We start from the raw sequence: 23,289 nt of genomic DNA on the forward strand, positions 1-23,289 counted from the left end.
TCAGGCGGCTGCGGGGGCTGTCGTCAGGATCTGGCCCATCGCGGCGAGCACGGAGGGGGCGACGCTGTAGTAGACCCAGGTCCCGCGCCGCTCGGAGAGCAGCAGCCCGGCCTCCTTCAGCTTCTTCAAGTGGTGGGAGACGGTCGGCTGGGAGACGCCGACGTCGGAGATGTCGCACACGCACGCCTCGCCCCCCGCGTGGGAGGCGACCGCGGAGAACAGCCGCAGCCGTACCGGGTCGCTGAGCGCCTTGAACATCCGCGCGGCGGTCTCGGCCTCCTCCGCGGTCATGGGGCGCTCGGTCAGCGGCGGGCAGCACGGCACCACCTCGGCCGACGGCGGACTCGTCTTCGACATACCCCTATTTTGACATGAATCGAAACAGTAGGCCAGGGGTACGGACCGCCGCTGCTCGACAGCCACTGATGCCGTACCCCTGGACGCGTGCCCCAGGCGTGCCCTGCTTACAGGCCGACCGCCGCAGGGGCCTTGCGGACGTGGGCGACGAGCGGTGGAGTCACGTGCTCCGCGTCCCGGGCGACGCCGCGCAGTGTGTTGGAGGCGAAGGAGCGCTGGAATTCCAGACCGAGGTGCACCAGGCCGGGGTGGGTCAGGGAGAGACCGTCGCTGTGCAGTGGCATGCCGCTCTCGTCCAGGGCGCCGAGCGGGTGCAGGTAGGGCAGGTCGGGCCGGTATCCGGTGGCCAGCAGGACCACATCGACGCGTTCGCGCTCCCCGTCCGCCCAGACGACGTGTTCCCCGTCCAGGGCCGCGAACATCTCCCGCCGCTCTAGCAGGCCCTTCTCCAGGGCGCGGCGGTAGTCGCCGGTGTCCATGACGAGCGTGCCGGGAACGGCTCGGGCAAGCCAGGCGGGCGGCAGTTGGTCGAAGCCGCTGGTGGTCGTCCAGTGGTGGATGTCCTTGCCGTCCCTGATCTGCGGCAGGAACCGGATCGGGGCGCGAGTGGCGAGCGTGACCTGGGCGATCCGGGCGAGTTCGTGGCCGACCTGGACGGCGGAGTTGCCGCCGCCGACCACGACCACGCGCTTTCCGGCGTACGGCTCGGGGGCGCGATAGTCGGCAACGTGCAGCAGTTCACCGGCGAAGCTGTCCTGGCCGGGAAGCCGGGGCCGGTGCGGATTGCCGAACGAGCCGCTGGCCGCGACGACGCCGGCCGCACGGAGTACGGTGCCCGGCCCGGTGCGCACCAGGAAGCCGCCGTCGCCGCTCGCCGTGACGCTCTCCACGCGGGTGCCGAGCCGGATCTCGGCATCCAGCCCGGCGGCCACTCTCGTCAGGTAGTCGGTCACCTCGTCCCGGTGGGGGTAGTGGTCCCCCTCCCCGGGGAACGGCGTGCCGGGTATCGCGCTGAAGCGGGCCGGCGAGAAGAGCGTGAGGCTGTCGTAGTACCGGGGCCAGGATCCGGCCGCCCGGTCGGAGGCCTCCAGTACGAGAGGTCTGATCCCCTCCGCGAGCAGTGCCTGGGCTGCGGCCAGTCCGGACTGGCCTCCGCCGATGACCGCGACGTCCACGTGTTCCATGTGCGAGGCTCCTGGATTCGGCAGGCATCTATGTTGACGCGTATCGAATCAGTTGCCATGCTGGCAGCACAAGACATAGACACACATCGAAACAAGGGGCCGCCGCGTCGCTTCCGCTCGCTTCCGCCCTGGAGGGATCCCCGTCATGACCAGCCAGCAGCTTCCCGTCGTGGTGATCGGAGCCGGCCCGATCGGCCTGGCCGCCGCCGCGCACCTGATCGAGCAGGACATCGAACCCCTCGTCCTGGAGGCCGGCCCGGTCGCCGGGGCGGCCGTACGCGAGTGGTCCCACGTCAAGCTGTTCTCACCCTGGGGCGAGGTGATCGACCCTGCGGCCGAGAAGCTGCTGGCCCCCACCGGCTGGACCAGGCCCGACGCGGCCACCTACCCCTCGGGTGGTGACTGGGCGGAGCAGTACCTCCAGCCGCTCGCCGACGCCCTCGGGGAGCGGGTCCGCCTCGCCGCCACGGTCACCGGCGTCTCCCGCGCCGGACGCGACCGCGTCGTGGACGCCGACCGCGAGGCACAGCCCTACGTCGTCCACCTCCGGTACGCCGACGGACGCGAGGAGCGCGTCACGGCCCGCGCGGTGATCGACGCCTCCGGCACCTGGAGCACCCCCGGCCCGGCAGGCGGCAGCGGCCTGCCCGCGCTCGGCGAGAAAACGGCGGCCGACCGCATCACGTACCGCGTCCCCGACCTCAAGGACCCTGCCGTACGGGCCCGTTACGCGGGCAAGCGCACCGCCGTCATCGGCTCGGGCGCCTCCGCCTTCACCGCCCTCGCCCACCTGGCCGACCTCGCCAAGACGAACGAAGGTGTCGGCACGAAGGCGGTGTGGATCCTGCGCCGGGGCATCTCCGGCTCCACCTTCGGCGGCGGCGAAGCCGACCAACTCCCCGCCCGCGGCGCCCTCGGCCTCGCGGCGAAGGCCGCCGTGGACGGCGGTCACGCCGACGCGGTCACCGGATTCCGCACCGACGCGATCGAGCAGGACACCGACGGTCGCCCGGTGCTGGTCTCCGAGAACGGACGCCGCCTCGACCCGGTGGACGAGGTGATCGCGCTCACCGGCTTCCGCCCGGACCTGTCCTTCCTCTCCGAGCTCCGCCTCGGCCTGGACGAGCGCCTCCAGGCACCGGTCGCACTCGCCCCGCTGATCGACCCCAACGTCCACTCCTGCGGCACCGTCTACCCGCACGGCCACCGCGAGTTGTCCCACCCCGAAAAGGGCGTCTACCTGGTCGGCATGAAGTCCTACGGCCGCGCCCCCACCTTCCTGGCCATGACCGGTTACGAGCAGGTCCGCTCCGTGGCCGCCGCCATCGCCGGTGACCTCGAATCGGCGGACCGCGTCGAGCTCACCCTCCCGGAAACCGGCGTGTGCGGCGGCGCCGGACTCTTCGACACCGCCGAATCCGATCCGACCACCGATGCCGGCTGCTGCGCTCCGACCCCCGAGCCGACCCGACTGGGCACCCCGGCCCCGACCCCGGCGCCCGCCCCGGCCCCGTCACGGGCGGCCGTCGCGCAAGCACCGTCAGGCGGATGCTGCAGTTCATGACCGACGCCGGAACGCCGAAGCCCGTGGGGCTGCTGGAGTGGAGGTGGTCGCGATCACCGGTCGTGGGCGTCTGGATCTTTCATTGCCTGCCTCGAACCTTGCGCGGGAGGCGTATTACGAACACCCCCGAGCCTCCGTGGCTGCTGCAGACTTCTCATCGGATCCGGTCTCGGTCGACAGCTCTGTCTCGGGGATCAGGTAGCCGGTACCGGTATCCACGATCCACTCGGCGGAGGTGGGGTCGAGTTTCCACGGGCCTTCCAGCAGGCGCGTATGCAGCATGTCGCGGTCCTGGACGGAGGGCGGCTCGGCTCCCGGTTTCTCCCTCGGGTCTCCGATGGGCCCCCGATGCGTGTTGGTCGAACACGCGCCTGCGCCCCCGGCGGTGCTCCGCAGCGCTCCGACGCGCAATTCCCCCGCCTGAGGGGCCCTGGCCCCGTCCGGCCTATCAGCTAGTGGCCCGGACAGGCTCAGGGAGAGCGCCGCTCACGATCACGAGGCGACGCATGCGCGCGACCCTCAGCCCACTGGGTACCCCGGCCGCCCGGCAGCGGGTGCTGCGGTGCGGTCCGTGGTCGGTTGTTGCGCAACCGCGCTAGCATCTGCGGCAGTTGAAGCGTTGCGCACCGTCCTCCGAACGGGCCGCCGCTGTGGGGAGGATCCCGCGCCGACGGCGTACTGGGGAGTCGGCCGGGCACCGTAGGGGGAGAGGGCGCTGTGGCACCGTCGTACACGCCGCTGGTGGCAGAAGACCCGGAGCAGGTGGGGCAGTACCGGCTCATCGGTCGGCTGGGGCGGGGCGGGATGGGCCAGGTGTACCTGGGGCGGTCCGCGAGCGGTCGGTTGGTCGCGGTGAAGGTGGTGCGAGCGGAGCTGGACCACGATCCCGGCCTCCGGCGTCGTTTCGTGCGTGAGGTGGCGGCGGCGCGCCGCGTGACCGGGTTCTTCACCGCGGCGGTGGTGGACGCCGACCCGGAGGGCGATCCGGCCTGGCTGGCCACCGCGTACGTGCCCGGGTTGCCGCTGAGTACGGCGGTTGCGGAGTACGGGGCCTGGTCCGGGCGAGCTGTGCGCGCGTTGGGTGCCGCGTTGGCGGAGGCGCTGGAGGGAATCCACCACGTTGGCCTGGTCCACCGGGACCTGAAACCGTCGAACGTGCTGCTGGCCGCGGACGGCCCGCGGGTGATCGACTTCGGGATCTCGCTGGCGGCCGACGACACTCAGCTCACCCAGACCGGCATGCTCATCGGTACCCCTGGCTTCATCTCCCCCGAACAGTTGGTGGGTGACGCCACCACCGCAGCCAGTGACATCTTCGCGCTCGGCGCCGTTCTGGCCTGGACCGCGACTGGCTCAGGTCCCTACGGGCAGGGCTCCGCGCATGCCGTGAACTACCGGGTGGCCCACGAGAAGCCGGATCTGACCGCGCTGCCGGACGACTTGGCCGGGGTGGTGGCGCGATGCCTGGACAAGGAGCCCACGCGGCGGCCCACAGCTTCCCAACTGGTTGCCGAACTCGGTCACATGACCGAGAGCGCGGACGGCGATGCGCTCACCGAGGTCGACTGGCTGCCCCCGGCTGTTACGGAGGCGATCGACCGGCAAGGCGCCGCAACCCCGGAGCCACCCGAGGACCGACAGCCGAACGCGCCCACCCGCCGCGATCGGGCCGACCGAGCCAAGCGGACCGACCGGTCGCGCCCCTGGTCGCTGGCCTCCCGCCGAGGCGTGCTGGGCGTAGCAGGTGCCGTCGGCCTGGCGATCCTGCTCTCACTACTGTTTCTGCAGCTCCCCGATGACTCCCACGGCTCTGACGGCCCGGCCAAGTCTGCTTTGCCCGGCCCCCGGGGGCCCAAGGTGTCCCAGACCTGGTCGTTCCAGCCGGACAAGGAGGTCATGACCACGCCCGTCCACGCGGACGGACGGATCTACGCCGCCGACGGCAACGGCACCTTGTACGCGGTCAAGGCCAGTACCGGCGCGAAGCTGTGGAAGTTCCGGCAGACGGGAAACAAGGTCACAGCGGGCCCCCTCGTCTTCGACGGCGTGGTCTATTTCGCCGGCGACAACCATCACTTGTACGCCTTGGACGCGCGCAGCGGCCGAACCCGGTGGGAGGCGGAATACGAGTCCTCCGTCTCCTCCCTCACGATCGCCGACGGGCGGGTGTACGACGCAATCGCCGTGAGTGACGGGGCGGCGGACTATTCTGTTCTGCACGCGAGGAACGCCCGTACGGGTCACAAGTTGTGGACCGAGGAGCGGTCGGTCGGCAACCTGGTCGCCGCGGGGGGAACGCTCTACTACAGCCTCGACGACAGAGTGACCGCCCTGCGCGGCAAGGACGGCTCCACCCGGTGGGAGGCCAAGACCGACATCGCCTCGGTGGACACGCTGGCGGTGAACGGTGGGCTCGTGCACCTGGGCGGCGACGGCCGGGACAGCGGCGAACGCGAATTCGCGGTGGAGGCTCGGGACTCCGGCACCGGTAAGAAGATCTGGAGCGCGTCCTTTCCGCAGAAACGCGGCACGTGGGCGCCGCCTGCCCGACCGCTGGTAGCCGGTGGCCTGGTCCACTGGAGCGGACACGACCGTGTGCACTCCTTCACGGTTGAGACCGGCGACGAGGTCTGGCAGCGGAGGATTCCTGGTTCGGTGGGTGTGGACGAGAGTGGCGTGGAGGGAAGCTTGCAACCGCTGGGCGTCGAGGGAGGCGCGCTTCATCTGCAGGGGCGAGGAGGCAACCTCTATGCCCTCGACACCCGTACCGGCGCCTGCCGGTGGAAGTGCGCACCTCGCCGGTACGGCCGTGTGGCGGCGTGGGAAACCGCCCCCGCGACCCTGAAGGACGGTGTGGTCTATTACGGCGACCGAAAGCTGCACGCCAGTCGGCTCTGAGACCAAGAAGGTACGCACTGCCGGCGGCGAACGGGCCTGTGGCTTCTTCACGACCACCTGAACGAAAACCGCCTGGCGATGCAAGGACGGCTCGTGGTGCCTGTTCGGGCGATGTGGCGGCGTGGGCTTGGGTGGAAGACCGCCTCACGGGAGGCGCTGGGTTTGTCGGACGGCCCGGCAGTGCGGCTTTTCTCGGGAGGTGGGTTCGTTTTCGACAACGCAAACCCGCAGGCGCCTTGAAGCGTCTCCTGGATGGAGGGCTCAGAAGGCAAGGGTCACGGTAGCGGAAGCATAAATGCCGATCAGTAGAATGCCGTCGAATCCAAGTCGCCACCAGCCTCGTTGTTGCCGAACGAGCAGGCCGCCGAGGAGAACGGTGGTCATCAGCAAGGCGCCTGCGGTGAGGAAGAGTTCGTCCGGGTTGGCGGCATGGTAGACGACGTCACCGATGGCCAGGTTGAGGGCGTCCAGGCATTCGTTCTGCTGGACTCGTTGGAGAGCGGTCTTGCGCGGCTTTCGGCAGCGCGGCAGCGGGAGGCGGCCAGGAGCGGGTGTGGAGCTGCAAGCGTTGCCCTGACGCCGGGCCCCGAACTCCGAAGGTCACAAAGGTGTGGCTGCCTGGAGGATCAATGCCAGGGTGATGGCGGCGTTCGCGGAGGACAGGGCAGAGGCCGCGGCGCCGGCCGCTGCCAGCCAGGTGGCGAACGCGGGGGCGGTGACGGGAGGTCGCCACAAGCGGGTGGTGGGCGCGGGGGCGAGCAGGGCCTGAACGCGGCGAGGAACCTGGCCTGCGGCCGCGAAGGCGAGAACACCACTCAGCGGACCTGCTGCGGCGATGAGTGCGGCCTTGCCCACGGCGCGGGCTGTCAGGCGCCGGTCGCCGACGTACTGTGCCGCCTCTTCGTCGGCCCAGCGCTCGACGCCGAATTCGACCGCCGTTCGCAGCGGCCGCAGGAACGGGTGGGCGTTGGCGGACAGCCGCGCGAGCAGCAGAAGGCGATGGTGGCGGGCGGCCAGGTGTGCCCGCTCATGAGCGAAGAGCGCGCGCCGTTCGGCGGGCTCCAGGGCGTCGAGCATGCCGGTGGACACGACGATTCGTTTCCGGCTGCGCCTGGTGCCGGGCAGAGCGAAGGCGTAGGGAGCCTCGTCGGGAAGGACCGCGACAGAGGAGTTCCGCACCCCCTCAAGCGCCAGTAAAGCCCTTCGGTGGTCGCGCCGGTGGCGGACGAGGGTGCCGCCACACGTGGCGAGGAGGGCGGCGAGCGCCGGAATGGAGGCTTGGCCCAGGACCTCGTCGTAGGGGACGGCCTGCCGTACTTCCGGGTCCGACCAGGCATCGGGCAGCGGGTTGCCCGGCAACTGCGCGGTGCCGACGACGACCAGGAGCACGAGGCACAGGGTGCTGCACGCAGCGAGGACCGCGCCGACCGCGGCCAGCAGGAGGGTCGCCGTTCGCGGGTGCAGACGTCGCTCCGCGAGCCGGGCCACCGGCCAGGACGTCAGGGGCAGCACGAGGGGGAGGAGGACGAACAGGCCCACGGCTCAGTCGCGCTTCCTTCGGGTGCCGTCCGATCCCGGGCCGGTGCCGCTTCGCTGGGCGCCGTCCGCCGCAGACCCGTTATGGCTTTTGGTCAGCAGGTCCCGCAGCAGTTGCTCGTCCTCGCCGGTCAGCCCGGAGACGAAGCGGGTCAGGACGGTTCCCCGGTCGTTCTCCTTGTCGAGGAGCTGGCGCATACGGTTCGCCGCGAGGCCCGCCGCATCGGCGGAGGGTGTCCATACGAAGGAGCGTCCGGCCTTCTCCCGCGTCACCGCGCCCTTGGCGAGCAGGCGGGAGAGGATGGTGATCACGGTGGTGTAGGCGAGGCCGCCACCCATCCGGTCCCGCACCCATGCGGCGGTCACCGGTTCCTCCGCTTCGTGCAGCGCCGTGAGCACCATGGCTTCGAGCTGCCCCTGCCCGCGCCGTCGCCCCGGTTCCTGCCCTGCTCTGTCCATGGCTCCTCCCTCACTGCCCGGTGACCTACGTTAGCCAATCCGCCGCGTGAGCCGACTTCCATGCAGTCGTGGTTGGCATGGTGACACCTCCAGTATCTTCTACATGTCTGTAGAAATTCGCTGTTGGTGTGCGCCTGGAGGGAAGAGCAGTGGGAGCTTTGCCGGTCGGTGACGGGAGCGGCCCGTCCTTCCGATCCTTCTCTCCGCAAGATCTGCGGGAGGTCGAGGAACTGGTCGAGGAGGCCCTTCGCACCGAGCCGTTCCATGAAGCTCTCCGCAACTCCCCGGCGGGGACGGCGGAGCGTCTGCGGCAGGCAGCGCGTGACTCCGCCGCCGACCTGGCTCAGGTGGCGGCTGAGGAGTACCAGACGCTGAAGCGGGCCCGGGAGATGGCTCGCTCCGGCGGAGAACCGTCACAGTCGGCGTCTGGGCTCGCTCGTGAGCACGGCGGAGGACTGCTTGCTGCCTTCGCGGTCCTCGTTCCCTTGATCTCCGGTGCGGCAGCTGTGATCTTCCTGCTGCTCGGCCACCTGCTGATGCTCATCGACTCCCAGCAGGATGTCGGCACCTCTCTGGTGCTGACCGGCTGGTCGGGCGCCGGCGTCGCAGCTGTTACGGGGGCTCTCGGCCTCGGCACGGTCTTCGTCGCCGCGCGCAGCCATTCTCGGCCCAGCTCCCGCCTCCGGGACGGTTCGCGGCCGAACCCGACAGGGGAGCGCAGGGTGGAGGAGGCGCACGCCGCCTGGCGGACGGCGCTCTTGGAGCGCGCCGTGCTGCCCTGCCTTCGTTCTCGGCTGCTTGAGGCCGGCGGTGAGCAGCCGGACCGGTCGAACGCGCGGACGGCAGCGCCGCGCTCGTCACTCGGCTTCAGCCCTGGTTACGAGGCACCTGGCTTCGGCAGTCCTGAGTTCGGGGATTCGGCGGGCCCAAGTGCGGAGTGAACCGGTGGAGCCGTCCGGGAGACGTGTCCGAGGGACTAGCACTCGGCTGCGTGAGTGTGCCGTGAGTGTGCGCGGAGCAGGCGGGCAGGCGTCCAGAGGGTCACTTCCTGCCGCCGGCAGCGGCTCAAGCGCCCGAGGGCTCACCCGTAGGAGAGGTCGTCGCAGGGGTTGTCCGCTGCTGAGCGTCCCTTGTCGTTCTGCTCCTTGCCACCCGCTCCACCGTCGTCCTCGGCGCGGTGAGGCTCGTAGTCGGCTCCCAGGGTCACGCTCAGGCCCTGACCTGTGCCCGGCTCGGTTGTTGCGCCGGGGAAGAGCTTGGCCAGTTGGGCCGCTTGGGAACGCTCTCCCGGCCCATAGGTGATGACGGTTCCGGTGTGGTTCCGGGTGGCGGCATTCCCGCTGCCGGTCACCGAGAAGTGATGCTCACGCAGCACATCGGCTGCGGCTGCGGCGAGACCGGACGTGGTGGTGCCGTTGTAGACCGAGACGCTGATGCCGTCACCTTGGACCGAGTCGGAGTCCGGGGAGGGGCGTGCGGAGTCTTTCTGCCCTTCGGGCGGTCCGCCACCGGCGTCGGCTCCGCTCAGCGTGCGATCGGCTTTGATGTCCGCCCACAGTTGGTTCGCGTCCGGCTGCACGATGGCGACTCTGTTGCCCTGGTAGCGCCATGGGACGGTGACGAATCGGGTGTTGTCCAGGTCGATTCCCTTGAGGGACATGGCGAAGTCGACCATCTTCTTCGGCGTGCCCAGAGCTTCATCCACCGTCATGGACTTGGTGGCGGCGTTTGCGAGGGGGAGCAGAGTTGTCGGGCTGAAGCCCTGCTGCTTGATCTTCTTTATCAGGGAGCCGACGAAAGCCTGCTGGCGCTTGATGCGGCCTATGTCGGATCCATCCCCTATGCCGTGCCGGATACGTACGTAGTCCAGCGCCCGCCGGCCGGAGACCGTCTGCTCGCCGGCGTGGAAGAGGAGCTTGCCGCGGAAACGCCGGTTGGGGTTCAGGTCGTTCTGGTAGACGTCCTTGGGCACACAGACCGGCACACCGCCCACGGCTTCGGTCACCGCGGAGAAGCCTTTGAAGTCGACGACGACGGTGTGGTCCACCCGCAGCCCGGTCAGCTTCTCGACCGTGTTCTGAGTGCAGGCGGGGTTGCCCTCCTTGGTCTGTCCGACCGAGAAGGCCGCGTTGAACATCGCGTTGTGCCGGGTGCGGCTCCAGTTGCCGTCGGGCAGTTTGCAGGGCGGAACGTCCACCAGTGCGTCCCGGGGAAAGGAGACGGCGACAGCGTGTTCGCTGTCGCCGTATACGTGGAGCAGGAAGGCTGTGTCGGAGCGCCCTATGTCGTCCTTGCGGCCACCGCCCAGCCGGTCGTTGCCGTCAGTGCGCGCATCCGAACCGATGACCAGGACGTTCTGTCCGCCTGCGCCGGCGTCCGGGCGGTTCTTGCTCAGTCCGTCGGATCCGAAGGTGCTGATGTTGCCGTTCAGTTGAAGACAGAGCCAAGCAGCACCTGACGTCAGAAGCACCAGGAGGGACAGCAGTACGACGCCCGCTGTCCGGCTCTTTTTGCGCACAGTGCGCTGTCGGTGAGCCGCTTTCCCCTTCCCTTCGGGGGCGTCCTCGCCCCGCATGCTGTGTTTCGGCATGTGGGCTCCTGGTCGGGCGTGACTGGCGAAGGGGAGAGACGAAAGGAAGGCGGAAGGCGGCACGCGGCCTGGCGCGCACCGCCCATCGGTCTCCTGCCGGCCGCCGTGATCGCCTTCGCCTTCCCGAGGGACCAGGGAGCGGCGATGGCAGCCGGGACCGCTGTATGCGTCCTTGAGGTCAGGGGCGCGTCTTTGCGGTCAGAGGTCGAACTCGTGGGGCGGCAACCCGAGCGCGTAGCACGCTTCGCGGACGACGGCCTGTTCGTCCTTGTCGAAGTCGCCGTCGGCGCCGCCGATGACGATGCCGATCTGGATGACGGCGCGCGCCTCGGCAGCCTTCTTCTTGGCCTTGCCGACCTCCTGCATCACACTGACCTTGCCGAAGTCGAAGTCGGCGGTCAGCTTGTCGCAGTTGGCCTCGAATCGGGCCTGCAGGTCCTCGGCGGGGAAGTTCTGCAGTACCTCGTTGGTCGCGATGAGCTGGGCGACCTTGCGCCTCTCGTCCGGGTCGATGCTGCCGTCGGCTGCGGCGACCAGGGCGCACATCGCCATGCTCGCGTCCCGGAAAGCTCCGCTCTTGAGGTCGTTCTTCTTCGCCTCCAGCTGGCTCTGCATCGTCTGCGCCGATTCCTTGATGCGGTCCCAGAGGGCCATACGAACTCCGTTCTCCCTTGTCGGCCCCGGTCGCCTACCGGCACCGGGGAAGGGAACTCTACAGGCTGTAGAAGTTACCAGACCGGGTTCGCGTTCTTCTTCCGAGGCATCCGAGGCATCCGAGGCATCCGAGGCATCGAGGGCCGGGGGGCGCCCTCCCGTGCAAGGGGTGCCCCGAGCCCCGCCGGTGCTCAGTCCTCTTCTTCCTCCTCGTCATCGTCGTCGAAGACCTCGTCGATGACCTCGGCGGCGACAAATCCCCCGGCCACGCCGACGGCGACACCGGCCGCCGCGCCGGCGACGACAGCACCGGTGCTCGGACCCGAGCGGTGGTGGCTGCCATGGGAGTCGTCGTGGTGGTGGAATCCATGGCCCTGGTGGGGCGGGTACGGGCCGGCGTGGTCTGCGGCGTAGCTGCCATGGTGCTCGACCACCCGCCGTACCCAGGAGTCGACTTCGGTGTTCCAGTCGAGGTGCTCGACGCCCTCGTGGCTGACGGTGAAGCGGTTGACGGCGTCGTGTCCCACGGAGAAGAGGCCGCCGCGCTTGTCGGCCTCAAGGACGACCTCCATGCCGCCCGGGGTGGCGAGGAAGGTCACTTCCACCTCGTTGACGGCGGGTGCGTACTGCGGGGCCGGGGAGAGTTCGATCTCCTGGTAGAAGGGCAGCGTCTGTCCTGTGCCGTGGATGTGGCCGAGCTCCAGGTCCGCGGACTTGAAGCCGAATCCGAGCTGCCCCAGGGCTTCCAGTACGGCTTCCTGCGCGGGAAGCGGTGTCACGCGCAGGGGATCGAGATCGCCCTTGTCCTTGGCTCCCGCCACGGCCAGCTCCGTACGGACGCCGAGAATCACGCCGAGGGGCTGGCCGTGCAGCTCCGTGATCGGTGTCTCCCACGGGACGGTGACCGTGAACGGCACGTTGCGGCGCTCCCCTTCGGTGAGGCGGAACCCGCCGCCGACGGTGAGGCGGTCGAAGGCGATCACGCCCTCGTGCTCCTCGCCACCGTGTTCCGCCTCTACCCGGGCGACGAGTTCGAGAGTGATCTGCTCGATCTCGCAGTCGGCGGAGCCCCCTTCGAGGTGCACCTGGCCGGAGAGCGGGCCGCCCGGCCGTACCGGTCCGTCGTCCAGGACCGTGTCCACCGAGGGGCCGCCCACCCCGAGAGCCCCGAGAAGCCGTTTGAACACCATCGCGGGCGTTCTCCTTCGTATGCCGTGCCAGCGCTTGTGTGCGTGCAGTCCCGCCCCTGTCACGAGGCGTACTTGCCGCGGGCCCTACGCTACGCCAGGCTTCTACAGCGGTGTAGTTTTCAAGTCGCCACCGCTGTCGACGTTTTGTGTCGCCCGGCCCAGGGAGTGGATCGCATGTTCGGGTTGAGTGAACTGGCCCTGCTGCTCATCGTCGTTCTGGTGGTGGTCGGGGCGAAGAAGCTGCCGGAACTCGCCCGCTCGGCGGGCAAGGCGGCACGCATCCTCAAGAGCGAGAAGAAGGCGTTGAAGGACGACACACGGCAGCACGACGCGGCTGGAGACCGGGAGCGGCACGGGGCCGCACGCGTCGTCCCCGGCGAGGCCGTCGAGCGTGACACGACCCCGCACGAGCGGCCCTGACACCCGACCCTCAACGTGTCCGGAAGAACTCGGCTGCTCAGGAGGCCGCGGGGTGCGGAAGACGGGCGAGCAGATCATCGAGGCCGACCATTCCGGTGAGCCGGCCGGGCACGTCCCGTACGAGGGCCAACGACGCACGCTTGTGCCGTAGTCGCTCGACGGCGTCGGCGACCGTGTCGCCTCCGGAGAGCTCAGGAACGGGCCCGGCCGGGTCGCGTGCCAGGTGCGGACGATCGCCCGCCCGAGCGACCAGGGCGCCACGAGCGTGGAGGGAGCCCGGAACGGTCTCGCCGTCGCGGACGAGCAACGTGTGCGGTCGCTGTCGGCAGCTGCTCGCAGAATGTCCTCCAATCCCGCGTCGGCTGGTACGGAAGCGAGGCGTGCGGCGGGAACCTGGAGCCCCGCGACCGGGCTCTGCGGCTCGGTCAGTGACCGGGTGATCAGCCCGGAACTCGAAACGACCGTGTCGGACACCGGGTTCCCAGGCGGCTCAAACGCGGGGCCGGCCGCGACTCACCAGCCCTGTGACGCCACAGCGATGTGGACGTCACAGGTGACGGGCGATGGCGGGCAGCAGGTCCTGGAAGGTGCGTCCTTGTGCCGGCTCGCCGATGGCGGCCATCTGCCACCCTTCGCCCGACCGATGGACCTTCGCCATGATCTGCGCCGTGTGCGGCCCGCCTCCGGTGAGGGTGTAGCGCGCGAGCTCCTGGCCGGAGTCCTCGTCGATGAGGCGGCAGTAGGCGTTCTGCACTTCCTCGAAGGTCTGACCGGTGAAGGAGTTCACCGTGAAGATGATCTGGTCCACCCGGGACGGGACACGTTCGAGTGCCACACCGATGGACTCGTCATCGCCCACGCCGGTGCCGCCGACGAGGTTGTCACCACTGTGCCGGACCGAGCCGTCGTCGCTGACCAGATGCTGGAAGAACACGACGTCGACCGGCTCACCGGCCGCGAACAGTACGGCAGAGGCGTCGAGATCGATCTCGCGGGCCCCGGCGAGCTTGGCAAGGAATCCCTTGCGCGGTGCGGCCTGCCAGCCCAGCCCCATTCGAACGTTGGCGAGCGAGCCGCCGCCGGACTTGGTCAGGCTGATCTGCTGGCCTTTGGACAGGTTCACGGACATCTCAGGGTCCTCGGTTCGAGTCGCAGTGGGTCACGGATCAAGGGAGCGCCCCGCGCCACAACCGCCGCCGCGGGGCAGCAGCGGTCCCGTGCGGCGGTATCAGACGTTGACGCCGAAGTCGGCCGCGATCCCGGCCAGTCCGGACGCGTAGCCCTGGCCGACGGCGCGGAATTTCCACTCGGCGCCGTGCCGGTACAGCTCGCCGAAGACCATCGCCGTCTCCGTCGCGGCGTCCTCGGTCAGGTCGTAGCGGGCGATCTCCTGGTTGTCCGCCTGGTTGACGACCCGGATGAAGGCGTTGCGCACCTGCCCGAAGTTCTGCGAGCGCGCCTCGGCGTCGTGGATGGAGACGGGGAAGACGATCTTGGCGATCTCGGCGGGAACGGCAGCCAGGTTCACCTTGATGGCTTCGTCGTCACCCTCCCCCTCGCCGGTGAGGTTGTCACCGGTGTGCTCGACGGAACCGTCCGGGCTCTTGAGGTTGTTGTAGAAGACGAAGTGCTGGTCGGAGACGACCTTGCCCGCCTCGTCGCACAGCAGGGCCGAGGCGTCGAGGTCGTAGTCGGTGCCGGTGGTGCTCCGCACGTCCCAGCCCAGACCGACCAGAACCGCGCTCAGTCCAGGTGCCTCCTTGCTGAGCGAGACGTTCCCACCCTTGGCCAGGGAAACTCCCACGTTCTTCTCCATTCCGTGCCGATGGCGGATCCGGCGGCCTCGGCTTGAGGCCCCGACGAAAAAACTACAGCACTGTAGAAAGAGATGTCGGGGCGATCGGGCAACCACGTTCCGACGAGCGAGGGGCACTTCAGCCGTCGGCATGCTGTGGACGGCGAGCGAACTGCTCAGCGCCCCGAGCGGTCCCGCTTCGGCCGCCTGCCGTGACCCGCTCCTCCTGCCTGTCGGCCGTCCCGGAAGAACCAGGGCATGTCCGGTTCCATCAGGGGCCGGAACAGCTTGCGTACAGGAGGCGTGCACAGGAGCGTCATCGTCGCTGCGACGAGCACCGTCAGGGCGACACGGCTCGCCGGGTGGCCGACCCAGTCCAGGCTGTACCAGTCCAGCTCGCGGGAGAGCTTGATCGGATACACATGCAGCAGGTAGGCGCACAGCGTGCCCGCGCCCAGGGTGGTGAACCACATGTGCCGACGGGGAACCCAGGCCAGGAAGCACACGGTCAGCACCAGACCGCAGCCGAAGACGGCCAGCACCATCGTCGCGTCGACCCAGGCAGGAACCCCCATCTCCGCTGCGGACTTCTCCCGCAGGAACCAGTCGGAAGACATCCGGGGCACCGCCCAGTAGGCCAACAGCAGGGCGCAGGCCGTCACCGGCACCGCGAGCCGGCGGGCCGCACGACGCTGTACGAGTTCGAAGTGCTCCGGCCGCAGTTGCAGCCCCAGGACGAAGAAGGGCAGGAACTGGGCGATGCGCATCAGGTCCAGGTCGTTGCCGATGCTCGGCGTGACACTCGCACCCACGGCGATCGCCAGGGCCACAGGCAGCGGCCGGCGCAGGTTCTTCCACACCGGCGTGGTCAGTCGCCACACGAACAGGGCGACGAGGAACCAGAGCGCGAACCCCGGCTCCTGGTAGTGGAACTCCCGCTGCGGGTCGTCGAGCCACCGCATGAACAGCGTGTAGACCGTCTGAAATGCCAGATACGGCACAAGGACGCCCGTCACGAGCCGCTTGATCTGGCGTGGGGTGCCCTCGTAACTCCGGGACAGATAGCCGGAGATGATGATGAAGGCCGGCATGTGGAAGGCGTAGAGCGTGGCGTACAGGGCGCTGACGGTGCGGCTGTCGCCCTGCATGGGCGCCCATAGATGCCCGACCCCGACCAGCACGATGGTGAGGTACTTCGCGTTGTCGAGGAACGGATCGCGGCGAGCGGGCGGCCGACCGGCCTTCGCAGGTGCAGGTGGCGCTGACGGTCTCGCCGCCGGTGGTGCGGGTGATGCCCGGCGGGCGGAGGGCAGCGGCGCTCGCGTATAACCAGCCTGCAACATTAAGAGCACGATAGCGGTCACCGCTGTGTAGGAACATGTTCGAGCGGGCAGCGGGTGAGGTTCGGCTGATATGCCCGTGTCTTCGCGCTTCCGCCCGGCTGCCACCGCGGTCGCTCCACCGGAGCCGGTCCGATCCTCTGTGCCGCGGCCTCCGCCCCAGCGACAGGGGAGACCAGCCAACGACAAGGGACCCGAGCAGCCGTGGCGGGTGAGGGCCGCGAACGGTGCCGTACGTTGGTGAACGCAACCAGAACTGCAACCACGGTGCGGCATGGTTCGGCCTGGCCAGATGCCTTGGAAGGCGATCAAGAATCGTTCGGTCTCGGCGCCGATGTTTTGGTTGTGCCGGATTCCGGCTGCGAGGGCGAGGAGGCGTTGGCCCGGTCACCATCTTCGACGTCAAGACCGCGAAGGGCGTGGACCTCCCCGGCGAGGGGAAGCGGAACGATACCGTCCACCAGGCGCCCTGCGACTCCACGAAGGACGACAACCAGCGCTGGCTGCTGGACCGTACAGAGAAGGGCGGCGGGCCGGGCGGCTTGGGCCTCTACCTGATCCGCAACCTCATGAGCGGAAACCTCTGCCTCAACGCGCAGGCCGACGGCAAGGACCCGCACGCCGTGCTGACGATCATCGGCTGTGACGACGAGAACGACCACCAGGGGCGTTTCCGGAAGGCATGAACCCGCGTCACCACCGGCGCCGGCCGCGCGGAGCAGCCGACGCCCGCCCTGACGAACCGGACGGCCGCTCAGGCACCGACGGCCACGAAGGGCGACTCCATCTGCGGGACCTCCTTCGGCCGGTGGTTGCCTGGCTTGCATCCGGCGAAGGGCCCCATGGGGTCGCGCAGGGTGGCCATCACGGGGCCCAGGAAGTCGCGGTGCCACGCGGCCGGGCCCGTCATGTCCTGCGCCGGGTTGGAAAGTTCCGCCCAGGCCAGCCACAGGCCGTGGAGTTGTGCGACCGCCTCCGGGTGCTCCCACCAGCGCGAGCACCAGAGCGCTGTGGAGGTGATCTCCCTGCCGTAGACGGGCAGCAGCACGTTGTGCGTCCACTCCACCAACTGGAAGAGTGCGTCCTCGTAGTCGTGCCCGCCCAGATAGAGGATGAACTCGGGCCGGGGGGCGGGCGGTGCGCCCTCTTCCGTACCGGAGTTCTCCTCGGGCTCGGGATCGATCATCGTCTGTTCTCCTGCCGCTGTCGTCATGGAAGTCCCCACGCCACCACCACGTGCGCGCGGGGGGCTCGGTTCACTATCGGCCCCGCCCCCGGGCAGGGACACCGGGACACAGGGCCGCCACGCAGCCCTGTTCGGGCCCTCCGCCGGTCACACCGCTCAGCCGCCGCCGTACCGCTGTCCACGCCGCACCCGACCGAAGGACGCGACCATGTCCGAACCCACCGACCAGCTCGACCCCTACGAGCTGGCCCATGAGCTCGCCGTGGCCGACCAGCTCGCGGCCCGGCAGATCAGCGCCGACCGCGACGGGGCGCGCGCTATGGCCGCGCGGGACCAGGCGGCGGCCGGACGGCAGGGCCGCCCCGCCCCGCCGCGGGCCAGTACCGAACGCCGGCGCAGCGGCGCCGTGAGCCGGATGGTCCGCGCCGTGCGCAAGCTGCGGGTCATGCTGCGCGGCGCCGACGGCGAGGAGCACCGTCCCGGGCCGCCCGAGCAGGGTCACGAGCAGCAGCCGGGCCAGCACCTCGGGCAGCAGTGCGACCCGCGCTACGAACAGCAGGCGGCCCAGCAGCGGTACGCGCAACGGGCTGCGCACCAGCCCGACCAGCGGTCCGCATTCGAGCGGTACCAGCAACTCGGCGCGTTCGAGAAGCAACTGGTCGAGGTGGCCGCGCTTCAGATGATCACCCAGAACCCGCAGTACGCCGCGGCGTACGACCGCGGGGAGCTGCCCGTGATGGGGGCGATCGCGGGCGAGGCCCAGGCCCGGTATCTGAAGGCGGTCGAGGAGGCGGGGCGGCGCGCCGCCCCGGCGCAGGGCGCGCAGTCGGGCCTGGGACGGGAGACCGACCCCACCCTGTTCCGGGATGCCGCACCCGTACAGGCACGTAACGCCGCACCTGCTCAGGCCCCAGGCGCCGCGCCCGTCCAGGGCCAGGAGGCCCGGAGCGCCGAAGCGTCGTCGGAGCGCTTCCGGCGACCTGCCCTGGCCGTCCGTACCGACGAGGCGACGTTGAAGCGCGGCTCGGAGAGCGAGCCGAACGCGCGCCGCACCTCGTTGGCGAGCACGGACGCGCTCGTGGCCGGCCGACCCGGCACGCCGGGTTTCGACCAGAACGCCGTCTCGGCCGCCGCACGGGAGTCACGCGCGGCAGGACCGACGCCCAACGGCAACCCCCCACGCAGCCGGCCCCCGAAGCGGCACTGGGAGGCGGCGGCCTCGCAGAAGCAGACCCGGTCCACAGGGATGAAGTGACAGCGTGCCGGCTCCGGCACCGGGCAGCACCGTGAACCACCGGGGCCCAACCCCCGTAGTAAGGAGGTGAACCTCATACAGAGGACGGAGAGCACACCATGACAACCCCTCCGGACCGACGCAGCCGGCGCGGTCGTGAGCCCGACCCCGAACGTGGTGAATCCCGATCGCCCTCACCACCACCCGACGAATACCAGTCGGAAACGTGGTACAACACCGTGTACAACTTGGCGCACCAGATCCGCGGATCCGAGCTTCTGACCCGTGCGGGACGGACGGGTCAGTGGGTGGTCGACAGGACGCCCGCCGTCGTGGACACGGCCGTCGACTCCCTGGAATCCGCCGGGCTGGCCCTGCAGGCCACCGGAACCGCCCGAAACGATGCGGACCAGGGCTGGGCTTCCACCTACAACTGGGGCGTCGCTTTCACTGGCGCCGCCGGAGCGCGGACGGTCTTCCTGGAGGGCCGCAGGGCGCTGCGGCCTCACCCCAACGATCCGCCGGACATCTTCGCCGCCGCACTCGGTGCCGCAAGGTTCGCCGGTGCTTCGATGTACGGCTTCGGCCCCGACCCCGCGACCAGGACGGCCGGTGCCGCGCTGCAAGGCGCGGGAATGGCCGGCGACTACCTCAGGAATCGTTACGCCGCCAATCAGGCCCGTGCGGCGGAGGCCGAGCGCGCGCGTCGCGCGGCGGAGCCGGCGCCGCAGATCGAACGCCCGAGCTTCGGCGATCCGTTCAGCGCTTCTTACGAGATGCCTGTGCGGGAACGCGCCAGCGGATCCGAGCGGGGCCGGGGCTCTGAGGCCAGCGAGTTGCGCAGGCGGACTTCCAGCCGTGCGCCGGAGGAGCGGCGTTCCCGGCGGGAGTCAAGCCGGGCTCCTGAGAGCGAGCGGCGTTCCCGGCGGGAGTCAAGCCGGGCTCCCGAGGGTGAGCGGCGCAGGCGGGATTCGAGTGCGGCTCCGCAGGAGCGGCCCCGCGCGGTGCGGCCTCCCCGTGCGGAGCGCGACCGCCGTCCGCCGCCGAGTTGGAACGGTACTCTTCCGCAGTCTGCGGCTCCCCGGTCGACGAGTGGTTCCAGCAGTTCGTCCGAGGAACGTCGCTCCCGGCGCGAGTCCAGTCGTGCGCCGGGGGGTGAGCGTCGTTCCGGGCGCGAGTCCAGTCGTGCGCCGGAGGAGCGGCGTTCCCGGCGTGAGTCCAGCCGTGCGCCGGAGGCCGAGCGGCGTGAGCGGCGTTCCAGCCGGGCTCCCGAGGCGCGGCTGGCCCGCCCCGAACCGGTCGCGAACCCGACCATGAGCATGCCCGTCCGCTCGCGGCAACCCGTCGGCGAGGGGCCGCCGCGGGCCAGCGACAACCGCCCGGCCCTGCGCCGCTCCAACACGAGCGGTATGTCGGCCTACAACAACCAGGAAAACACCACGCGCAGGCGTGGCGGCGGCCAGGGCGGTGGCAGGTAGCGAGCGCCCCGCGGAGGTGGCCCGTTGCCTCCGCGCCGCCTGCCGGTGCTCGGCGTTCGCCGGATGAGTGCCGTTGAGATCGGCTGACCCGGGCCGCTGGCCGCCTCCTCCAGAGGAGGCGGCCAGCGGCCCGGACACCGTTCCGTGTCCGGACCGTCGGCCCGAGTCGGACCCTCACCGCCGCCGACCGACTTCGTGCCGGACCAGTGGAGGAACGCAGCGGCCGGCCTGTGGCACGAGGTCCGCGGCGCGGAGCTGTGAAGCAGCGCGGCCGGGATCGGGAACTGGCGGAGAACTCGCCCGTCACCGTGGACTCGGCCGTCGGACGCGCTGGATCGTGTTCGGGCTTACCCGGCAACTGCAACCACGAACTACGTAGGGCCCCACCGCCGAGGCGGTGGGGCCCTACGTTCAGCCCGGTGAGAGCTGGGCGGAGGATACGAGATTCGAACTCGTGAGGGGTTGCCCCCAACACGCTTTCCAAGCGTGCGCCCTAGGCCACTAGGCGAATCCTCCGCCGCAAACTGTACAAGACCTTGGGGAGTGCTCGCGAACTCGTATCCGGGTCGGGGGTCGGGGGGTGGTGGGGGCGTGGAGGGAGGTCGATGAGGGGGCGGGGGATCGGGTAGGCTGGCGACAGCCCCTCACGTGGCGCTAACTGACTGAACTCCCCCAGGGCCGGAAGGCAGCAAGGGTAGGTCGGCTCTGGCGGGTGCGTGAGGGGCGTTTGCGTGGACGGGGTTCCTGCGGAACGGGTTCCGCGGGTCCCGGCGGGGGTCGTGAGGCCGGTCACGGGGCTGGTTCTCGGGTCCGGGCCGAGCGTGGTCCGGGGCGCGGGGTCGGGCGTGGTCCTGGGGTGTGGGTCACCGCGGGTGAGCTGTTTCTGGGGGCGGGCCACATGTCGGTGGTGGCCTATATCGTCGGGGGTGTGTCGTCCCTCGCTCTGTACCGCCGCTATCGCCCCGAGACCTTCGCCGAAGTCATCGGGCAACAGCATGTGACCGACCCGCTGCAGCAGGCCCTGCGCAACAACCGGGTCAACCACGCGTACCTCTTCAGTGGCCCGCGCGGCTGCGGGAAGACGACCAGCGCGCGCATCCTGGCCCGGTGCCTCAACTGCGAGCAGGGGCCTACGCCCACGCCCTGCGGGGAGTGCCAGTCGTGCCGTGATCTGGCGCGGAACGGGCCCGGTTCGATCGACGTCATCGAGATCGACGCCGCCTCGCACGGGGGTGTGGACGACGCCCGTGAGCTGCGGGAGAAGGCGTTCTTCGGCCCCGCCTCGAGCCGGTACAAGATCTATATCGTCGACGAGGCGCACATGGTGACCCCGGCCGGTTTCAACGCGCTGCTGAAGGTCGTCGAGGAACCGCCCGAGCATCTGAAGTTCATCTTCGCGACGACGGAGCCCGAGAAGGTCATCGGGACCATTCGCTCGCGTACGCACCACTACCCGTTCCGGCTCGTCCCGCCGGGTACGTTGCGTGACTATCTGTCCGAGGTGTGCGAGCGCGAGCAGATCCCCGTCGACGACGCGGTGCTGCCGCTGGCCGTACGGGCCGGAGCCGGCTCCGTCCGGGACTCGATGTCGGTGATGGACCAGTTGCTCGCCGGGGCCGGTGAGGACGGTGTGACATATGCCATGGCGACCTCCCTGCTCGGCTACACCGACAGCGCGCTGCTCGACGACATCGTGGACGCCTTCGCCGCGGGCGACGGGGCGCGCGCTTTCGAGATCGTCGATCGCGTCATCGAGGGCGGGCACGATCCGCGCCGGTTCGTCACCGACCTGTTGGAGCGGCTGCGGGATCTGGTGATCCTGGCCGCCGTGCCGGACGCCGTCGAGAAGTCACTGATCGACGCGCCGGGAGATGTGGTCGAGCGGATGCAGGCCCAGGCGTCGGTCTTCGGTGCGGCGGAGTTGAGCCGTGCCGCCGACATCGTCAACACGGGGCTGACCGAGATGCGGGGGGCCACAGCGCCCCGGCTGCAGCTGGAGCTGATCTGCGCCCGTGTGCTGCTGCCCGCCACGTACGGGGACGAGCGCTCCGTGCAGGCCCGGCTGGACCGGTTGGAGCGGGGCGCCGCCGGTGCTGCGCTGGGTGCTCCCGGGGTCGGTGGTGCTGGTGGCGTCGGTGGTGTCAGCGGGGGAGTCGGTGGCGGTACGCCCGGTGCCGCGGCTGCGGGGCCGCCGCCCGCGCCTGCGCCCGCACCTGCCTCGCCGCCTGCGTCCCCGGCTCCGGACCCGGCGCCGGCTCCGGAGGCGCCTTCGTCCGCCGACGCCGGCGAAGGCGTCGGCGCTGCCGCTGAGTCGCCGCGACGGCCCGGTGCCTGGCCCGGTGGGACCGGCTCCGGCGGCGGGAGCGGTACGGGGGACGCCGGGCGGCGTCCCGGCGCCTGGCCGGGGACGGCCGGCCCGTCGGGCGGTGGCCCCGCCTCGACCGCCACCCCTCCCGCCTCCGCCCCCACTCCCGCACCACCGACACCGGCCCCTGCACCGGCTCCGTCCGCACCTCCGGCGAACGGAGCACCCGCGTCAGCCCCCGCGAGCGGCGGCGGTGACCCCGCACAGGTGCGACAGATGTGGCCGCAGATCCTGGAGGCCGTCAAGAACCGGCGGCGTTTCACGTGGATCCTGCTCAGCCAGAACGCGCAGATCGTCGGCTTCGACGGCAAGACACTCCAGATCGGCTTCCCCAACGCGGGCGCGCGTGACAGCTTCGCCAACGGTGGCAGTGACGAGGTGCTGCGGCAGGCTCTTGGCGACGCGCTGGGAGTGCAGTGGCAGGTCGAGGCCATCGTCGACCCGTCGGGTGGCGGCGGTGGCGGGGGCAACGGCGGTGGTGCCGGGGGCCCTAGCGGGCCGGGCTCCGGGTACGGCGCGGGGTCCGGGTCCGGTGCCGGTGCCGTGGGAGGCGGCGGGGCAGGTGCGCGGAGTGTGATGACGGCGCCTGCTCCCGCCCAGGCCCCGCCCCAGCAGTGGTCCGCGCCCGCGCCCGAGGCGCCCGCCACTTTGTCGGGGGCGCCCGGTGGGAGCGGCCAGCGCGCGGCGGCCGAACCCGCGCCGGTTCCTTCCCAGGCACAAGCACAGGCCTCGGCGGCATCGGCGCAGGCACCGGTACGCGAAGCCACTCGCTCGGCACCCCCGCCCTCGCACTTCGGGCCGGAGGACGACATGCCCGCCGAGGACGACCCCGATCTCGACGAATCGGCTGCCCTCTCCGGTCACGACCTCATCGTCCGCGAGCTCGGCGCGACGGTGATCGAGGAGTTCCAGCACGACTGACGCCCCTGAGCACGATCGATCCGGCCGGCGACCGATCCGGTCGGCGCGTGCGGTCGGCGGGCGCGCGGCGTCCCCCGCCGCGCCCGGGGCGCCGCGCGGGCGGAGGGGAAGCCCGGTC

General features: G+C 70.3%; 19 protein-coding genes, 1 tRNA gene, 1 other RNA gene and 2 pseudogenes. 9 read left to right on the forward strand and 14 right to left on the reverse strand.

The window, feature by feature from the left end; translation table 11 throughout:
* Together JW613_RS05580 and JW613_RS05585 are read right to left on the reverse strand one after the other, a co-directional pair.
* On the reverse strand, positions 1-357 hold the full coding sequence (locus JW613_RS05580) for an ArsR/SmtB family transcription factor (protein ID WP_209209553.1): 357 nt from the start codon (positions 355-357) through the stop codon (positions 1-3).
* Positions 358-464: 107 nt separating this feature from the next.
* Complete coding sequence (locus JW613_RS05585; RefSeq protein WP_209209554.1) at positions 465-1,541, reverse strand: flavin-containing monooxygenase; 1,077 nt, start codon at positions 1,539-1,541, stop codon at positions 465-467.
* A 145-nt stretch (positions 1,542-1,686) separates the two neighbouring features.
* Here JW613_RS05585 and JW613_RS05590 point away from each other — a divergent pair, with 145 nt between their 5' ends.
* Together JW613_RS05590 and JW613_RS05595 are read left to right on the forward strand one after the other, a co-directional pair.
* Complete coding sequence (locus tag JW613_RS05590) at positions 1,687-3,105, forward strand: NAD(P)-binding domain-containing protein (protein WP_209209555.1); 1,419 nt, start codon at positions 1,687-1,689, stop codon at positions 3,103-3,105.
* Positions 3,106-3,846: 741 nt separating this feature from the next.
* Entirely contained in the window at positions 3,847-6,003 is a 2,157-nt protein-coding gene (locus JW613_RS05595) for a serine/threonine-protein kinase (RefSeq protein WP_209209556.1), read from the forward strand.
* A 261-nt stretch (positions 6,004-6,264) separates the two neighbouring features.
* Here the strand turns inward: JW613_RS05595 and JW613_RS36725 are convergent.
* The 3 genes and pseudogenes from JW613_RS36725 to JW613_RS05605 form a co-directional block, all read right to left on the reverse strand.
* Positions 6,265-6,477: pseudogene (locus tag JW613_RS36725) on the reverse strand (cation transporter); the annotation flags it as partial.
* A 126-nt stretch (positions 6,478-6,603) separates the two neighbouring features.
* Complete coding sequence (locus tag JW613_RS05600) at positions 6,604-7,542, reverse strand: M56 family metallopeptidase (RefSeq protein WP_209209557.1); 939 nt, start codon at positions 7,540-7,542, stop codon at positions 6,604-6,606.
* Positions 7,543-7,545: 3 nt separating this feature from the next.
* The gene (locus JW613_RS05605; RefSeq protein WP_209209558.1) at positions 7,546-7,998 is read right to left on the reverse strand and encodes a BlaI/MecI/CopY family transcriptional regulator; all 453 of its coding nucleotides are present in this window, start codon (positions 7,996-7,998) and stop codon (positions 7,546-7,548) included.
* Between the two features lie 149 nt (positions 7,999-8,147).
* Between JW613_RS05605 and JW613_RS05610 the strand changes: the two genes are divergently transcribed.
* The gene (locus JW613_RS05610) at positions 8,148-8,939 is read left to right on the forward strand and encodes a hypothetical protein (RefSeq protein ID WP_209209559.1); all 792 of its coding nucleotides are present in this window, start codon (positions 8,148-8,150) and stop codon (positions 8,937-8,939) included.
* A gap of 140 nt (positions 8,940-9,079) precedes the next feature.
* Here the strand turns inward: JW613_RS05610 and JW613_RS05615 are convergent, their stop codons facing one another.
* The 3 genes from JW613_RS05615 to JW613_RS05625 all read right to left on the reverse strand — a co-directional run bounded on the left by JW613_RS05615 (position 9,080) and on the right by JW613_RS05625 (position 12,432).
* The gene (locus tag JW613_RS05615) at positions 9,080-10,588 is read right to left on the reverse strand and encodes an LCP family protein (protein WP_245225034.1); all 1,509 of its coding nucleotides are present in this window, start codon (positions 10,586-10,588) and stop codon (positions 9,080-9,082) included.
* A 198-nt stretch (positions 10,589-10,786) separates the two neighbouring features.
* Positions 10,787-11,242, reverse strand: a complete 456-nt coding sequence (locus tag JW613_RS05620) for a tellurite resistance TerB family protein (protein ID WP_209209560.1) — start codon at positions 11,240-11,242, stop codon at positions 10,787-10,789.
* A 191-nt stretch (positions 11,243-11,433) separates the two neighbouring features.
* Entirely contained in the window at positions 11,434-12,432 is a 999-nt protein-coding gene (locus JW613_RS05625) for a sporulation protein (RefSeq protein WP_209209561.1), read from the reverse strand.
* A 174-nt stretch (positions 12,433-12,606) separates the two neighbouring features.
* On the opposite strand from JW613_RS05625, the gene JW613_RS05630 reads away from it, so the two are divergent.
* Positions 12,607-12,852: a twin-arginine translocase TatA/TatE family subunit gene (locus tag JW613_RS05630; RefSeq protein ID WP_209209562.1), complete on the forward strand. Its 246-nt coding sequence runs from the start codon at positions 12,607-12,609 to the stop codon at positions 12,850-12,852.
* Positions 12,853-12,889: 37 nt separating this feature from the next.
* On the opposite strand, the pseudogene JW613_RS05635 reads toward JW613_RS05630, so the two are convergent.
* From JW613_RS05635 to JW613_RS05650, 4 genes and pseudogenes are all read right to left on the reverse strand, one after another.
* Positions 12,890-13,302, reverse strand: a pseudogene (locus tag JW613_RS05635) (CBS domain-containing protein); the annotation flags it as partial.
* A 97-nt stretch (positions 13,303-13,399) separates the two neighbouring features.
* Entirely contained in the window at positions 13,400-13,981 is a 582-nt protein-coding gene (locus tag JW613_RS05640; protein WP_209209564.1) for a TerD family protein, read from the reverse strand.
* Between the two features lie 99 nt (positions 13,982-14,080).
* On the reverse strand, positions 14,081-14,656 hold the full coding sequence (locus tag JW613_RS05645) for a TerD family protein (RefSeq protein ID WP_209209565.1): 576 nt from the start codon (positions 14,654-14,656) through the stop codon (positions 14,081-14,083).
* A gap of 167 nt (positions 14,657-14,823) precedes the next feature.
* Positions 14,824-15,990: an acyltransferase family protein gene (locus tag JW613_RS05650; RefSeq protein WP_245225036.1), complete on the reverse strand. Its 1,167-nt coding sequence runs from the start codon at positions 15,988-15,990 to the stop codon at positions 14,824-14,826.
* Positions 15,991-16,214: 224 nt separating this feature from the next.
* On the opposite strand from JW613_RS05650, the gene JW613_RS37100 reads away from it, so the two are divergent.
* Complete coding sequence (locus JW613_RS37100; RefSeq protein ID WP_504739754.1) at positions 16,215-16,673, forward strand: RICIN domain-containing protein; 459 nt, start codon at positions 16,215-16,217, stop codon at positions 16,671-16,673.
* Positions 16,674-16,741: 68 nt separating this feature from the next.
* Here JW613_RS37100 and JW613_RS05660 read toward each other — a convergent pair whose 3' ends face one another.
* Entirely contained in the window at positions 16,742-17,173 is a 432-nt protein-coding gene (locus JW613_RS05660; RefSeq protein WP_209209567.1) for a DUF4913 domain-containing protein, read from the reverse strand.
* 208 nt (positions 17,174-17,381) lie between these two features.
* Here JW613_RS05660 and JW613_RS05665 point away from each other — a divergent pair, with 208 nt between their 5' ends.
* Entirely contained in the window at positions 17,382-18,428 is a 1,047-nt protein-coding gene (locus tag JW613_RS05665) for a hypothetical protein (RefSeq protein ID WP_209209568.1), read from the forward strand.
* 1,292 nt (positions 18,429-19,720) lie between these two features.
* Positions 19,721-19,885, forward strand: a complete 165-nt coding sequence (locus tag JW613_RS05670; protein ID WP_209209569.1) for a hypothetical protein — start codon at positions 19,721-19,723, stop codon at positions 19,883-19,885.
* A gap of 431 nt (positions 19,886-20,316) precedes the next feature.
* On the opposite strand, the gene JW613_RS05675 is transcribed toward JW613_RS05670, so the two are convergent.
* Positions 20,317-20,401 (reverse strand) — tRNA-Ser (locus tag JW613_RS05675).
* Between the two features lie 120 nt (positions 20,402-20,521).
* Here JW613_RS05675 and ffs point away from each other — a divergent pair.
* Positions 20,522-20,616: signal recognition particle sRNA small type (gene ffs / locus JW613_RS05680), an RNA gene on the forward strand.
* A gap of 197 nt (positions 20,617-20,813) precedes the next feature.
* A complete protein-coding gene (locus tag JW613_RS05685; RefSeq protein ID WP_209209570.1) occupies positions 20,814-23,171 on the forward strand; it encodes a DNA polymerase III subunit gamma and tau in 2,358 nt (785 codons plus the stop codon).
* Positions 23,172-23,289 lie beyond the last annotated feature (118 nt).

Origin of the sequence: Streptomyces smyrnaeus (assembly GCF_017676345.1) — a bacterium.
GTDB lineage: Bacteria > Actinomycetota > Actinomycetes > Streptomycetales > Streptomycetaceae > Streptomyces > Streptomyces smyrnaeus.

Bases quoted from the DNA above. Each gene is read 5' to 3' on its own strand.
- JW613_RS05580 (WP_209209553.1), bottom strand. From the start codon at position 357: ATGTCGAAGACGAGTCCGCCGTCGGCCGAGGTGGTGCCGTGCTGCCCG.
- JW613_RS05585 (WP_209209554.1), bottom strand. From the start codon at position 1,541: ATGGAACACGTGGACGTCGCGGTCATCGGCGGAGGCCAGTCCGGACTG.
- JW613_RS05590 (WP_209209555.1), top strand. From the start codon at position 1,687: ATGACCAGCCAGCAGCTTCCCGTCGTGGTGATCGGAGCCGGCCCGATC.
- JW613_RS05605 (WP_209209558.1), bottom strand. From the start codon at position 7,998: ATGGACAGAGCAGGGCAGGAACCGGGGCGACGGCGCGGGCAGGGGCAG.
- JW613_RS05615 (WP_245225034.1), bottom strand. From the start codon at position 10,588: ATGCCGAAACACAGCATGCGGGGCGAGGACGCCCCCGAAGGGAAGGGG.
- JW613_RS05620 (WP_209209560.1), bottom strand. From the start codon at position 11,242: ATGGCCCTCTGGGACCGCATCAAGGAATCGGCGCAGACGATGCAGAGC.
- JW613_RS05625 (WP_209209561.1), bottom strand. From the start codon at position 12,432: ATGGTGTTCAAACGGCTTCTCGGGGCTCTCGGGGTGGGCGGCCCCTCG.
- JW613_RS05630 (WP_209209562.1), top strand. From the start codon at position 12,607: ATGTTCGGGTTGAGTGAACTGGCCCTGCTGCTCATCGTCGTTCTGGTG.
- JW613_RS05640 (WP_209209564.1), bottom strand. From the start codon at position 13,981: ATGTCCGTGAACCTGTCCAAAGGCCAGCAGATCAGCCTGACCAAGTCC.
- JW613_RS05650 (WP_245225036.1), bottom strand. From the start codon at position 15,990: ATGTTGCAGGCTGGTTATACGCGAGCGCCGCTGCCCTCCGCCCGCCGG.
- JW613_RS05660 (WP_209209567.1), bottom strand. From the start codon at position 17,173: ATGATCGATCCCGAGCCCGAGGAGAACTCCGGTACGGAAGAGGGCGCA.
- JW613_RS05665 (WP_209209568.1), top strand. From the start codon at position 17,382: ATGTCCGAACCCACCGACCAGCTCGACCCCTACGAGCTGGCCCATGAG.
- JW613_RS05670 (WP_209209569.1), top strand. From the start codon at position 19,721: ATGAGCATGCCCGTCCGCTCGCGGCAACCCGTCGGCGAGGGGCCGCCG.